The sequence below is a fragment of the Bradyrhizobium sp. WSM1417 genome, assembly GCF_000515415.1.
Lineage (GTDB): Bacteria > Pseudomonadota > Alphaproteobacteria > Rhizobiales > Xanthobacteraceae > Bradyrhizobium.
In genome coordinates this window covers 3,960,764-3,973,645 of sequence record NZ_KI911783.1, presented here as the reverse complement: position 1 = coordinate 3,973,645, position 12,882 = coordinate 3,960,764, and the positions used below count along the sequence as shown (strand labels likewise).

General features: G+C 65.3%; 12 protein-coding genes. 9 read left to right on the top strand and 3 right to left on the bottom strand.

Features of this window, described 5'->3' with window-relative positions:
• Positions 1-86 precede the first annotated feature (86 nt).
• The 3 genes from BRA1417_RS0118910 to BRA1417_RS0118900 are packed head-to-tail and all read right to left on the bottom strand — an operon-like array spanning position 87 to position 3,277.
• Positions 87-1,796: an FAD-dependent oxidoreductase gene (locus BRA1417_RS0118910; protein WP_027517133.1), complete on the bottom strand. Its 1,710-nt coding sequence runs from the start codon at positions 1,794-1,796 to the stop codon at positions 87-89.
• Positions 1,797-1,842: 46 nt separating this feature from the next.
• Complete coding sequence (locus BRA1417_RS0118905) at positions 1,843-2,310, bottom strand: MarR family winged helix-turn-helix transcriptional regulator (RefSeq protein ID WP_027517132.1); 468 nt, start codon at positions 2,308-2,310, stop codon at positions 1,843-1,845.
• Positions 2,311-2,353: 43 nt separating this feature from the next.
• The gene (locus BRA1417_RS0118900) at positions 2,354-3,277 is read right to left on the bottom strand and encodes a LysR family transcriptional regulator (protein WP_027517131.1); all 924 of its coding nucleotides are present in this window, start codon (positions 3,275-3,277) and stop codon (positions 2,354-2,356) included.
• Positions 3,278-3,385: 108 nt separating this feature from the next.
• On the opposite strand from BRA1417_RS0118900, the gene BRA1417_RS0118895 reads away from it, so the two are divergent.
• Genes BRA1417_RS0118895 through BRA1417_RS0118855 form a run of 9 tightly spaced genes read left to right on the top strand, consistent with a single transcriptional unit; the run spans position 3,386 to position 12,873 of the window.
• Positions 3,386-3,709, top strand: coding sequence for a Dabb family protein (locus BRA1417_RS0118895; protein ID WP_027517130.1), 324 nt, complete (start codon positions 3,386-3,388; stop codon positions 3,707-3,709).
• The gene (locus BRA1417_RS0118890; RefSeq protein WP_027517129.1) at positions 3,706-4,785 is read left to right on the top strand and encodes a maleylacetate reductase; all 1,080 of its coding nucleotides are present in this window, start codon (positions 3,706-3,708) and stop codon (positions 4,783-4,785) included. The genes BRA1417_RS0118895 and BRA1417_RS0118890 overlap by 4 nt, the downstream gene beginning before the upstream one ends.
• A 4-nt stretch (positions 4,786-4,789) precedes the next feature.
• Positions 4,790-6,160, top strand: coding sequence for an amidohydrolase family protein (locus BRA1417_RS0118885; RefSeq protein WP_027517128.1), 1,371 nt, complete (start codon positions 4,790-4,792; stop codon positions 6,158-6,160).
• Positions 6,161-6,180: 20 nt separating this feature from the next.
• Positions 6,181-7,083: an NAD(P)-dependent oxidoreductase gene (locus tag BRA1417_RS0118880; protein WP_027517127.1), complete on the top strand. Its 903-nt coding sequence runs from the start codon at positions 6,181-6,183 to the stop codon at positions 7,081-7,083.
• Between the two features lie 15 nt (positions 7,084-7,098).
• On the top strand, positions 7,099-7,983 hold the full coding sequence (locus tag BRA1417_RS0118875) for an intradiol ring-cleavage dioxygenase (protein ID WP_027517126.1): 885 nt from the start codon (positions 7,099-7,101) through the stop codon (positions 7,981-7,983).
• A gap of 55 nt (positions 7,984-8,038) precedes the next feature.
• On the top strand, positions 8,039-9,433 hold the full coding sequence (locus BRA1417_RS0118870; protein ID WP_027517125.1) for an FAD-linked oxidase C-terminal domain-containing protein: 1,395 nt from the start codon (positions 8,039-8,041) through the stop codon (positions 9,431-9,433).
• Positions 9,430-10,956, top strand: a complete 1,527-nt coding sequence (locus BRA1417_RS0118865) for a sugar ABC transporter ATP-binding protein (protein ID WP_027517124.1) — start codon at positions 9,430-9,432, stop codon at positions 10,954-10,956. Before BRA1417_RS0118870 ends, BRA1417_RS0118865 begins: the two co-directional genes overlap by 4 nt.
• On the top strand, positions 10,949-11,899 hold the full coding sequence (locus BRA1417_RS0118860; protein WP_027517123.1) for an ABC transporter permease: 951 nt from the start codon (positions 10,949-10,951) through the stop codon (positions 11,897-11,899). The genes BRA1417_RS0118865 and BRA1417_RS0118860 overlap by 8 nt, the downstream gene beginning before the upstream one ends.
• Entirely contained in the window at positions 11,896-12,873 is a 978-nt protein-coding gene (locus BRA1417_RS0118855; RefSeq protein WP_027517122.1) for an ABC transporter permease, read from the top strand. The genes BRA1417_RS0118860 and BRA1417_RS0118855 overlap by 4 nt, the downstream gene beginning before the upstream one ends.
• The last annotated feature ends 9 nt before the right edge of the window (positions 12,874-12,882 follow it).

The following is a 12,882-nucleotide window of genomic DNA, read 5'->3' as shown; positions in this document are numbered from 1 at the left end:
TTTCCTCCTCCGGTGTCATTTGTCTTTTTGTCGTTTTGTTGTTATTGGCCGCGCAGCCGCTGGTCGGATGCGACGGCAAGAGTCGATCAGCTGGCCAGCCGTGCGCCGTCGCTCGCATTGTGTCCGAGTGCTCGGGGGAGCACGCGCCCGATCATGCCAGCCTGTGATGCGCTGCCGCGCCAGGCCACGATCTGGTCGGGGCGTATCAAAGCCAGATCCGCCTCGTAGAGATCGCGCAGGGATTTCGGCAGCGTGACGAGTTTTACATCGGCGCCGATCGCACGAATGCTCTCGGCGAATGACGCTTGAGCGGACATGACCTCGCCAAATTGGAGCAGCGTCCACTCGAACCCGAACAGGTCGTACAGGGAGACGCCGTCTTCCAGCCACGCATGCGGGGCGCGGCCGCCGGGACAGGCGCTCGGAACGTAGACGTTCGCGGCATCGGGCGGCGGCTGACTGCCGTCGGAAACGATGATCGGCGAGCCGTCGTAGCGCCCACCGAAGGTCACGCCGGGAATGTTGAATTCGGCGCGGGCGTGCTGTTCGAGATAGACGCCCGCCGTCCGCCGCGCCTCGTCGCCGGCCTCGGTGGGGTCCTCGATGTCAGGCGCGGGAGCGAACAGACCGAGCGAGTCGGCAAAGCGACGCGCATAATCGGTGTTGCGCAGCGCCACCGGACGCCGCTCGACCTCATAGCTGTCGAGCAGCCCCGCCGGGCTTGCACCCTTGACGACGCTTGCGAGCTTCCAGCCGAGATTGACCGCATCCTCGATCGCGGTGTTGTAGCCAAGCCCGCCGGTCGGCGTGAACAGATGCGCCGCGTCGCCGCCGAGGAACACCCTGCCCCGCTGCATTCCATTCGCGACCAGCGCGTGACCGGCGGTCCAGGTCAGGAACGACAGCACTTCGCAGTGGATCGGCGCGCCGCAGGCGCGCTGGAACGCTGCTTTGGCTTCATCGATCGTGATCGCACTTTCGTCCTCATCGGGCCGAAGCTGCGTGTGAAACGCAAACTCGTCGCGACCGTTCACTGACGCCATAAACGCGCGGCGGTCGCCGTTGAAGCAATTGTACATCCAGGCCTTGGCGTGCGGGATGCTCGCGTAGAATCCGGGCGAACGGAGATAGACCGCCAGCATGCGGCCGCCCATGAAATCGCGCTGCATTCCCGTTTCGCCGCCGTAGACGATCCCGAGCGACTGCCGGACCATTGAGCGTGGCCCGTCGGCCCCGACCAGGAAGTCGGCGCGGACCTGAAAGCGGCTGTTGTCATCGAGACGTTCGATCTCGGCGACGACGCCGTCATCGCTCTCGACGTAGCTGATCAGACGATGACCGTAGCTGAGCCGTATTCCGGGAAGCCGTTCGGCATGGCGGCGCAGCACCGCCTCGACATATTTTTGCGAGACCCGATGCGGCAGCTCGGCCGCGCTCCAGGAGCCCGACATGCCCTTGACGAGTTCGCCCGCGCGTGACGACGACGGCAACTGAAATCGGGCCAGCTCGTAGCCGGCGTAGCGCGTGAAGTACGCAACGTCAGTCGGATAATCCGCAGGCAGACCTTCGCGTCGGATCTCGTCGGCAAAACCCAGCCGCCGATAGTGCTCCATCGAGCGTGCCTGCGTCGCATTGGCTTGCGGATTGAATGCCGTGCCCGGCTTTTCATCGACCAGGATCGCGGACACGCCGCGCCGGCCGAGCTCGTTGGCGAGCATCAGGCCGCAGGGCCCCCCACCCACGATGAGCACCGAGGCCGTCAGACATGTTTCCAAGACGCTTCTCCCTGCCAGCATTATCCTGCATGGTAAGGTTGCCTGACGATATCGTCAAGTAGCCTGACTAATCGGGCTCGTGGAGCGTGTCGAATTGCGCGCCGTAGACTGCCAATCCCTTCAGGATCGTGTCCATCGTGGCCTTGCCGAGTTCGGCGCGCATCTCCTGCTCGGCAACATCGACGGCGTCGCGGAACGCATCGAGCCATTTGCGCCCGGCCGGCGTGAACATGACGATGCGTGCGCGCCGATCGGTCGGATCGGCGATGCGATCGACCAGGCCGAGCTCGGCGCATTGATCGACTAGCTCGCCCATCGCCTGCTTGCTCATGGAAGCGCGGCGGGCGAGCTCCGTCAGTCTGGTCCCCTCCACGTCGAGATTGCGTGTGAGACCGACATGCGCGATCCGGGTTTCGCCATGCCCCTTCTCGCTCATCAGCTCGAGCACACGACTTTCGAAGCGCCGCACTGCGTTGTTGAGCAGGCGACCGATGTTGGCATGCCGCCATGCGGTGCCGGATGTCCTAGCTTTCAATGGATGTGCCTTCTGCAAAGCCGCCTGAATTCGAAAATGTCGCTCACTTCGCCGCGTCGATCCAGATCCCCGGCTGCGAATGCTCGCGGATGTGGGTGACCAGAAAGTCGGAAAAGACCCTGATCTTGGCGGGCAGTCCGGCACGGTTCTGGTAGGCGATGTTCATCGTCAGCAGCGGCAGCTCCCAGTCCATCAAAACCGGGACGAGACGGCCCGCCGCGATGTCGCTTTGCACGATATAGAGCGGCTGGATGAGGATGCCGAGCCCCGCCAGTGCTGCGCCGCGGATAACCTGGCCGTCATTGCTGTCGAGTGTCGGCGTGACGCGAACAGTCTGCGCGCCATTGCCTTTGCGCAGGCGCAGCGAATAGGGATCATTGGCGAGATTGTAGACCAGCATATTGTGGCGCGCGAGATCGACGGGCTGTTCCGGCTCGCCGCAGCTTGCGAGATATGACGGCGCAGCAGCGAGCACCCGCCGCATCTGGCCGATGCGGCGGACGATGATGTTCGAATCCGGCTCCTGCTCGCGCGTCCTGATCGCCACGTCGATGCCGGCCTCGATGAAATCGGAATACCGGTTGGCGGTGGTGATCTGCATGTTGAGCTTCGGATAGCGCGCGCGGAAGGCCGGCAGCATCGGCGCCAGATAGATCACCGCAAAGGACAACGAGCTCGTCACCCGCAGCGTGCCCTGCGGCGACAGCGCGCGATCGCTGACGATGTCCTCGGCTTCCGCCAGCTCGCTCAAAACCCGGCTCGAGCGCTCCAGCAGCTCCTGCCCCGCCTCCGTCAACCACAGCCGACGGGTGTTGCGCTCGATCAGCCGGACCGCAAGGCGCTCCTCGAGCGCGCTGAGATGCCGGCTCGCGGCAGCATTCGACATGCGCAGGGCTTCGGCAGCTTTGGAAAGGCTGCCGAGCTCGGCCGTCTTGGCGAACACTTCCAACTGGAGCAGGCGGTCCATTTTTTCGAAAACAGGAAAAGAGACTTGCGATTATTGACCTTTATTTCCGTATCCCGCAAGTCAAAATGGCCGAAATACAAGCAGGATAGCAGGCGAGGAAACAGGGAAATGTCGGGCCCGATCAGGCACATCGTGATGTGGCGGCTGCGCGGGGAGACGCCCGCGGAGCGTTCCGCCGCCCGGGTCAAGGTCAAGACCCTGTTCGAGGGCTTGCGCGGCCGGATCGACGGCCTCACCCATATCGAAGTCGGGCTCGATGTCAGCGATGTCGACTACGCCTGCGACGTCGTTCTGTTCTCCGAATTCACCGACCATGCTGCGCTCCAGGCCTACGCCACCCACCCGGAACATTTGCGGGTGCGCGAGGCGCTGGGCGACTTGCGGATCGGACGGTTCCAGGTCGATTATCCCATCAAAGAGACCGGCACATGATCGGTACGTTCACCTTTGAAAACCTGCCCTGCCGCGTCGTGTTCGGCAGCGGAACGCTGGCTTCGGCCAAGACCGAGGTCGAGCGGCTCGGCGGCAAGCGCGCCCTGGTGCTGACGACGCCGCAGCAGGAGGCGCAAGGCAAGAGCTTGGGCGCGGCGCTCGGTCCGCTCTACGCCGGCATCTTTCCGGGCGCGACCATGCACACGCCGGTCGAGGTCACGGAGCGGGCGCTCGCGGCGATGAAGGCGTGCGAGGCCGACTGCGTCATTTCCCTCGGTGGCGGATCCACGACCGGGCTCGGCAAGGCGCTCGCCTTGCGCACCGGGATCAACCAACTGTGCATTCCCACCACCTATGCCGGCTCGGAGATGACGCCGATCGTCGGCCAGACCGAGAACGGACTGAAGACCACGGTCCGCGACGCCGCCATCCTGCCCGAGACCGTGATCTACGATGTCGATCTCACCTTGACGCTGCCGGCGAGCCTGGCCGCGACATCTGGCATCAACGCGATCGCGCATGCAGTCGAAGCGCTCTACGCGTGCGACACCAATCCCGTCACGTCGCTGATGGCGGAAGAAGGTATTCGCGCTTTGGCACGTGCCCTGCCCGCCATCGCGGCCAAGGGCGACGATCGCGAGGCTCGCACCGAAGCGCTCTATGGCGCCTGGCTCTGCGGCGTCTGCCTCGGCACCGTCGGCATGGCGCTGCATCACAAGCTCTGCCACACGCTCGGCGGCACCTTTGACCTGCCGCATGCCGAGACCCACACCATCGTGCTGCCGCATGCGCTGGCCTACAATGCACCGGCCGTGCCCGACGCGATGGCGCGAATCTCCCGCGCCATCGGCGCCGCCGATGCATCGCAGGGGCTTTTCGAGCTCGCGAAGCGGCTCGGTGCGAAGGTCGCATTGCGCGACATCGGCATGCCCGAAGGCGGCATCGACAAGGCTGCCGACGTCGCCGTCACCAACGCGTACTGGAACCCGCGCCCGTTGCAACGCGACGCTATCCGCGACCTGATCGCGCGCGCCTGGGCCGGCGAGCCGCCCGGCGCCACCAAAGCGGCAGTTTGATTCGATGCGGCGCACGCTCATCAAGTCCGCTGTCATCATCAGCATGGATGACGCGATCGGTGATTTACCTAGCGGCGACGTGCTGATCGAGGGCAGCCGCATCGTTGATTTGCGTCCATCGATCGATCTCGGCGGCGCGACCGAGACCGAGATCGTGGACGGTGCCGGGCGCATCGTCATCCCCGGCCTGATCAACGCCCATATGCACACCTGGCAGACGGGCTTGCGCGGCTATGCCGCCAACTGGACGCTGCTGGAATATTTCCGCCGCATGCATGCCGGGCTCGCTACGGTGTTCAGAGCCGAGGACATTTATATCGCGACCTTGGTGGGCGCGCTGAACCAGATCAACCAGGGCACCACCACGCTGGTCGACTGGTGCCACAACAATCCGACGCCCGCTCATACCGACGCCGCCGTGCGCGGCCTGGTCGAGAGCGGCATCCGCGCGGCCTTCTTCCACGGCTCGCCCAAGCCCGAGCCGAAACCAGGCGAGCCGCATTTCTCGGAGATCCCGCATCCACGCCGCGAGGTCGAGCGACTGCTGGCGGGGCCCCTCGCCGACCGCGACGGCCTCGTCACGCTTGGGCTCGCCATCCTCGGCCCGCACTATTCGACGCTCGACGTCGCCATGCACGATTTCCGTCTGGCGCGCGAGCTCAAGCTGATCGCATCGATGCATCAGGGCGGTGGTCCCGCCAAGACGCCCGGTGGCTGGGAGAAGCTGATCGAGGCCGGCCTCGTCGGCCCCGGCGTCAACATCGTCCATGGCAATGACCTGCCTGACGACCTCCTGGACCGGATGGTCGACCTCGGCGTCTCCTTCTCGGTGACGCCGGAGAACGAGATGATCCAGGGCCACGGCTTTCCGATCACCGGACGGCTGCTCAAGCGCGGCGTGCGGCCGACGATCGGCATCGATCTGGAATCCGTGCTGGCGGGCGACCTCCTCTCCGCCGCGCGCGTTGCACTCTCGATGCAGCGAGCTCTCGACAACGCGGAGTCGCGCAAGGCCAGCGGCGCCATTCCGGCAACGACCACAATCCCCGCCCGCGAGGCGCTGCGCTGGATTACGACGGAAGGCGCGCGCATGCTCGGCCGCGAGGACCAGATCGGCTCGCTGACGCCGGGCAAGCTCGCCGACCTCGTCGTCATTGATGCCAACGATCTCAACCTCGTACCTGTGCACGATCCCGTCTCCACCGTAGTGATGCAGACCAGCCTTGCGAATATTGAGGCCGTGATGATCGGCGGCGTGTGGAAGAAGCGGAATGGTCGGCTGCTGGCCGACGGCCTGGAGGCGAAGAAGGAACTGCTCGTGCAATCGGGCCGGCGGCTGGTGCAGGACATCGAGCGACAGGAACACGCCGCCTGAAGGCGTCAAGGACAACAACAATGACAGACGCTCTTAAGAACATCGCTTTCATCGGGATCGGCAAGATGGGCCTGCCGATGTCGGTGCTCGTCGCCAAGGCTGGTTACGCCATGACCGCGTTCGACCGCAGCGCCGCACGGCTCGACGAGGCGCGCGCGCAAGGCATTTCGATTGCCGCTTCACCGGCGGAGGCCGTGGACGGTAAGGCCGCGATCGTCACGTCCTTGCCCGATGACGCTGCCTTGCGCGGCGCATTGCTCGGCCGCACCGGCCTCATCGCCGCGATGGCGGCTGGATCTGTCCTGATCGAGACCAGCACCGTGAGCGTCCAGGCGTCCGCAGAGGTCGACGCCGCCGCCCAGGCGCGCGGTGTCCTCTACCTGCGTGCGCCCGTCTCCGGCAATGCCAGCATCGTCCACACCGGCGCGCTGAGCTGCTTCGTCTCGGGCCCGAAGGACGCCTACGAAAACGCAAAGCCGTTGCTCGCCGCCTTCACCCGCGCCCAGACCTATCTCGGGCCCTGCGAGGAAGCGCGATATGCCAAGCTTGCGGTCAATTTGATGATCGCGGTGTCGGCCGCAATGATGGCGGAGAGCCTGGCGCTGGCGCGCAAAGGCGGCATCGGCTGGCAGGACATTCTGAAGGTTCTCGACGACAGCGCGGTGGCCTCACCGATGGTGAAATACAAGACCGCGCCGCTGCGCAGCCGCGATTTCGACTCGACCTTCTCCTGCAGGCAGATGGCCAAGGATCTCGACCTGATCCTCGGCGCCGGCCACGCCGTCGGCGTGCCGCTTCAGCTCGCAGCCCAAGTGCGCGAGACCTATGGCTCGCTGGTCGCGCAGGGTGACGGCGACACCGACTTCATCGCGACAGTCAAGCATCTGGAACGGCTGTCCGGGCTTGGCGAACCGAAACTCTGATTCACGGAGGCACCCATGCGCAATTTCAACGAAAACACGATCACGGACGCGGTGCTGGAGCGGATCGCGGGCGCAACCGACCCGCGGATCAAGCAGGTCAGCGAAGCGCTGGTGCGCCACCTTCATGCCTTCGTCCGCGAGGTGCGACCGACCCAGAAGGAATGGGAATACGGCATCGACTTCCTGACCCGCACCGGCCACATGTGCGACGACAAGCGCCAGGAGTTCATCCTGCTGTCCGACGCGCTCGGCGTCTCCATGCTGGTCGACGCGATCAACCATCCGGTGCCGGAAGGCGCGACCGAAACCACGGTGCTCGGTCCGTTCTTCGTGCAGGCGTCGCCCGAGAAAGACAACGGCGCTGACATCTCCGGCCCGATGGAAGGCGATCCGATGCTCGTCACCGGCTCGGTATCGACCGTCGACGGACGGCCGCTTGCCGGCGCCGTCGTGGACGTCTGGCATTCCGACGATGACGGTTATTACGACGTGCAGCAGCTCGACAAGATCGGCGACCTCGCGATGCGGGCGCGCTTCCACACCGACCAGAACGGTCGCTTCAATTTCTGGTCGATCAGGCCGGCTGCCTATCCGATCCCGCATGACGGCACGGTCGGCGACATGCTGGCGGCCCAGGGCCGCCATCCCTGGCGCCCGGCGCACGTGCATTTCATGATCTCGGCGCCCGGCTTCGAGCAACTCGTGACCCATGTGTTCGTGGCCGGCGACCAGTATCTCGACTCCGACGTGGTGTTCGGCGTCAAGGACAGCCTGATCCGCGAATTTGTGCGGTGCCCGCCTGGGCGTGCGCCGGATGGTCGCATGGTGGACAACGAGTATTTTCATCTCAACTATGATTTCGGCTTGAAGCAGGTCGCGAGCAGCGCGAGAGCCGCATAAGCTGAACACCGCGGACCAGACAAGAGTCCGACAAAAAGGCAGACAGGGAGCAAGGATGGGACCGCGGGCCAGCACGAGCATATTGGCCGATCGCCTCACCGGCATGATCGGCCCGCGCGCGAGCGTCGCGCGTGGCGTGCTCGATCAGCATGGGCAGAGCGAGTCGCACTATCGGAGCCTGCCGCCCGACATCGTCGTCTTCCCTGAAACCACGCAGGAGGTCGCGGAGATCGTCAAGCTGTGCGCGGGCGCAAACATGCCCATCGTGCCGTTCGGCGCCGGGACCTCGCTCGAAGGCAATGCGGCCGCAGTCGCGGGCGGCGTCTGCTTCGACTTCGCCCGCATGAACAAGGTGCTGACGGTGCACGAGAGCGACATGGATGTCGTCGTGCAACCCGGCATCACGCGGAAGCGGCTCAATGCAGAGCTGCGCGGCACCGGGCTTTTCTTTCCGATCGATCCGGGCGCCGACGCCTCGATCGGCGGCATGACCTCCACGCGTGCTTCCGGCACCATGGCGGTGCGCTACGGCACCATGAAGGACAATGTCATGGCGCTGGAGGTTGTGCTGGCCGACGGCCGCGTGATCCGGACCGCCCGGCGCGCACGCAAGTCAGCCGCCGGTTACGACCTGACCCGCATGTTCGTGGGCGCCGAGGGCACGCTCGGTGTCATCACTGAGATCACGCTGAAGGTGCATCCCGTGCCGCAGGCGATCTCGGCCGCGGTCTGCAGTTTCGATACCCTGCACAACGCCGTCGACACCGCGATCTCCGTGATCCAGTCCGCGATCCCCATCGCGCGCATCGAGCTGCTCGACGACGTCATGATGCGCGGCATCAACGCCTATGCGAAGCTAGGCTATCGCGAAGCCCCGACCCTGTTCTTCGAATTCCATGGTTCCGGGAGCTCCGTCGCCGAGCAGGCCGAAGCCGCACAGGCTATCGCCGCCGATCATGGTGGCCACAGCTTTGCCTGGGCTAAGGCGCCGGAAGACCGCAGCCGGCTCTGGCACGCCCGCGACAACACGCTCTATGCGGGCCTGGGCCTGCGCCCCGGCGCGCGCGCCGTGATCACCGATGTCTGCGTGCCGATCTCGCGGCTGGCGGAATGCCTCACCGAAACGCGGCGCGACGCGGACGCGCATGGTTTTACGGCGCCGATCGTCGGCCATGTCGGCGACGGCAATTTCCACATGCTGATCCTGATCGATCCCGCCAGGCCGGAGGAGACCGAAAGCGCCAACGCGCTCCAGGCCCGCATGGTCGCCCGCGCCATTGCCATGGACGGCACCTGCAGCGGCGAGCACGGCATCGGTCTCGGCAAGATCGACTATCTCACCGACGAGCTCGGCGAGGCCGTCGATGTGATGCGGTCGATCAAATCCGCGCTCGACCCTGACGGACTGATGAACCCGGGAAAGATCTTTGCAAGCGGAGCGCGCGCATGAGCACCGCCGCATTGGCCGTCGAGCCCTCCTCACCTGTCCCGCTCCTTGAGCTGCGCGGCATCAGCAAGGAGTTTCCCGGCGTCAAGGCGCTGGATGACGTGTCCTTTGCCGTCTTTCCCGGCGAAGTCCACATGCTGCTGGGCGAGAACGGCGCCGGCAAGTCGAGCCTGATGAAGGTGCTGTGCGGGGCCTACCGCGCCGATGCCGGCGAGTTCTACTACAAAGGCGAGCCGGTCGCGATCCACTCGGCCGCGGACGCGCAGAAGCTCGGCATTGCCGTGATCTTCCAGGAATTCTCGCTGGTCCCCCATCTCGATATCGCCCAGAACATCTTTCTCGGCCGCGAGCCAAAGGGCCGCATCCCCGGCACCATCGACCGTCGCAGGATTTTGGCCGACGCCAGGCGAGTGCTTGGCACGATCGGCTTCGAGATCGACCCCTCCACCATCGTCGACAAGTTGGGAGTGGCGCAGCAGCAGATGGTCGAGATCGCCAAAGCGATCAGCCAGAACGCGCGCATCCTGGTGATGGACGAGCCGACCGCGGCGCTGTCCGATCGCGAGACCGAGCTGCTGTTCGCGCTGATCGCGCGGCTCAAGGCCGACGGCGTCTCCATCGTCTACATCTCGCACCGCATGGCGGAGGTGTTCGCGCTCGGCGATCGCATCACCGTGCTGCGTGACGGCCGTCGCATCGACGGCGTTCGCCCGGCAGACGTCACGCCGGACCAGCTCGTCCGCATGATGGTCGGCCGCAATGTCGACATGACCTACCCGCGCAATTTTGCCGACAAGCCTGGCGAAGTGCTGCTCGAAGTCAAGAGCCTGAGCGCCACCAGCGGAATCTCCGACATCAACATCGAGGTGCGCCGCGGCGAGATCGTCGGTCTGTGTGGCCTGGTCGGCTCGGGTCGCAGCGAGGTCGCGCGCGCGATCTTCGGCGCCGATGCCGTGACATCAGGCGAGATTGTCTTCAACGGCAAGACCATCTCCGGCGAGCCTGATCTTGCCGCCCGCCGCGGCATCGCGCTGATCCCGGAGAGCCGCAAGAGCGAGGGCCTCGCGCTGCTGCGATCGGTGAGCGACAATCTGGTGGTGTCGGCGCTGCGAAAGCTGTTCCCGAGCGGTCTGTTCGACCAGCGCAGCGCGCAGCGCACCGCCGACGGCCTGATCCGTCAGCTACGCATTGCGACACCCAGCGCGCGCCAGATCGTCGGCCTGCTCTCGGGCGGCAATCAGCAGAAGGTCGTGATCGGCAAGTGGCTCGCCGCCGGCTCGAAGCTCTTCATCTTCGACGAGCCGACCAGGGGCATCGACATCGGTGCCAAGGCCGAAATCTTCGCCCTCATCGACCGCCTTGTCGCGGAAGGCGCAGCGGCGCTGATGATCTCGTCCGAACAGGTCGAGATCTGCCATGTCTGCGACCGCGCCTATGTGATGCGCGAGGGGCGCATCGCCGGGCACCTCGCGCGCAACGAGCTGACAGAGGAGAACATCGTGCGACTGGGGATGCATCATGCGTGAGGCCGCGGTCGTTTCACAACCGAATCCGCTGCAACGGATTCCCGGGGTTGCGATCGTGCTGGTGCTTCTGATCGCGCTGTTCAGCACGATCGCGCCCGGTTTTCTATCGGTCGCCAACCTCTCCAACGTGCTGGTGCAGTCGACGATCCTGACCATGCTCGCGCTGCCGATGACCTTGATCATCATGACGGAGGGGCTGGACCTGTCGATGGGCGCGGTGCTGACGCTGACCTCGCTCTGCGTCGCCATCGTCTCACTTGCGACTCACTCGATGTTGCTGGGCTTAGGTGCCGGGCTCCTCGTCGGCGCGGCCTTCGGCTTCGCCAACGGCTGGCTGGTTGCCATCGTGGGCATCCCGCCCTTCGTTGCGACCTTGGGCACGCTCGGCATGGCACAAGGCCTGTCGCTGATCGTCAGCGACGGTCAGAGCGTGGTCGGCATCCCCCACAGCGTGCGCGACATCTATTCGGCGACACTGCTCGGCGTGCCCGTGCCGATCGTGATGGCGCTGGTGACCTATGCGGCCTTTCACGCCCTTCTCTATCACACCCGCTTCGGCACCTATATCTTCGCGCTCGGCGGCAACCGCGAGGCGCTGCGCTACGCCGGCCTGTCACCCAACCGGCTCCTGATCGCGGTCTATGCGATCGGCGGCGCCATGGCCGGCATCGCCGGCCTGCTGATGACGGCGCGGATGAATTCCGGGCATCCAACCGCGGGCCTCGGTCTCGAATTCGATGCGATCGCGGCTGTCGCCGTCGGCGGCACGTCGTTCGAGCGCGGCAATGGCTGGCTGCTCGGCACGCTGCTCGGCGTGCTCTCGGTCGGCGTGCTGCGCAACGGACTGAACCTGATCTCGCTGCCGTCCTCGGTCCAGGTCGCAAGCGTCGGCGTCCTCGTCATCGTTGCCCTCTTCCTTGACGGCCTGCGGAGCCGCGCATGACCGACATCAGCAAAGACGCTATCGCGCCGCCGCGCTCGTTCCTGTCACAGGACGCGATCCAGGTATTCTATCGCCTGCTCGCGGCGCTGCTGATCTGCGCGGTGCTCGCCGTGCTCAGCGATTCCTTCCTGAGCCTCGGCAATATCCTCAATGTGCTCAGGCAGGCGAGCCTGACCTTCTTCATCGCGTCGGGCCTGACGCTGGTGGTGCTGACCGCGGGCCTCGATCTCTCCGTTGGCGCCAATGTCGCCCTGTCCGCCTGCATCGCCGGAACCGTGATCCACAAGACCGGCTCGCCGGCGCTCGGCATCTTCACCGGGCTTGCCTGCGGCGGCATCGTTGGCCTCCTCAACGGCGTGATGGTCACTGCGCTGCGCATCCCCTCCTTCATCGCCACCTATGGCATGCTCTGGGTGCTGAACGGCCTCACCTATTGGTACATGGCGGGCGAAACCCTTCACGGCTTTCCGGCCGGCTTCCGCCAGATCGGCAGCGGCTATCTGTTCGGCCTGCCGATCCCGGTCTATCTGCTGCTGGTGTTTCTCGGGATTGGAACGCTGTTTGCCCAGCGCACGATCTGGGGCCAGGAGATCTATGCGATCGGCGCCAATCCGGTCGCGGCACGGCTCTCCGGCATTCCGGTGGCGCGCCGCCTGCTGCTGGTCTACGCCGTCTCAGGCACCATGGCCGGGCTCGCCTCAATCATCTTCCTGTCGCGGCTCAATTCGGCCGAGGCCGATATCGGCGAAAGCCTGACGCTGCCCGCCATCGCCGCCGTGCTGATCGGCGGCACCTCGCTGTTCGGCGGCGTCGGCACAGTGTTCGGCACCTTCATCGGCGCACTGATCCTGACGCTGGTGCTGAACGGCATGAACCTCTTGTCGGTCAGCGCCAACTGGCAGCCGCTGGTCACCGGCATCATCGTCATTCTCGCGGTCTGGCTCGACATGAAGACCCGTCGCCGCGCGCAATGAGTTCTTGAA

Excerpts from the sequence above, each read along its gene's own strand:
- BRA1417_RS0118865 (WP_027517124.1), top strand. The coding sequence starts at position 9,430 with ATGAGCACCGCCGCATTGGCCGTCGAGCCCTCCTCACCTGTCCCGCTC.
- BRA1417_RS0118895 (WP_027517130.1), top strand. The coding sequence starts at position 3,386 with ATGTCGGGCCCGATCAGGCACATCGTGATGTGGCGGCTGCGCGGGGAG.
- BRA1417_RS0118890 (WP_027517129.1), top strand. The coding sequence starts at position 3,706 with ATGATCGGTACGTTCACCTTTGAAAACCTGCCCTGCCGCGTCGTGTTC.
- BRA1417_RS0118875 (WP_027517126.1), top strand. The coding sequence starts at position 7,099 with ATGCGCAATTTCAACGAAAACACGATCACGGACGCGGTGCTGGAGCGG.
- BRA1417_RS0118855 (WP_027517122.1), top strand. The coding sequence starts at position 11,896 with ATGACCGACATCAGCAAAGACGCTATCGCGCCGCCGCGCTCGTTCCTG.
- BRA1417_RS0118860 (WP_027517123.1), top strand. The coding sequence starts at position 10,949 with ATGCGTGAGGCCGCGGTCGTTTCACAACCGAATCCGCTGCAACGGATT.
- BRA1417_RS0118910 (WP_027517133.1), bottom strand. The coding sequence starts at position 1,796 with ATGCTGGCAGGGAGAAGCGTCTTGGAAACATGTCTGACGGCCTCGGTG.
- BRA1417_RS0118885 (WP_027517128.1), top strand. The coding sequence starts at position 4,790 with ATGCGGCGCACGCTCATCAAGTCCGCTGTCATCATCAGCATGGATGAC.
- BRA1417_RS0118870 (WP_027517125.1), top strand. The coding sequence starts at position 8,039 with ATGGGACCGCGGGCCAGCACGAGCATATTGGCCGATCGCCTCACCGGC.
- BRA1417_RS0118880 (WP_027517127.1), top strand. The coding sequence starts at position 6,181 with ATGACAGACGCTCTTAAGAACATCGCTTTCATCGGGATCGGCAAGATG.
- BRA1417_RS0118900 (WP_027517131.1), bottom strand. The coding sequence starts at position 3,277 with ATGGACCGCCTGCTCCAGTTGGAAGTGTTCGCCAAGACGGCCGAGCTC.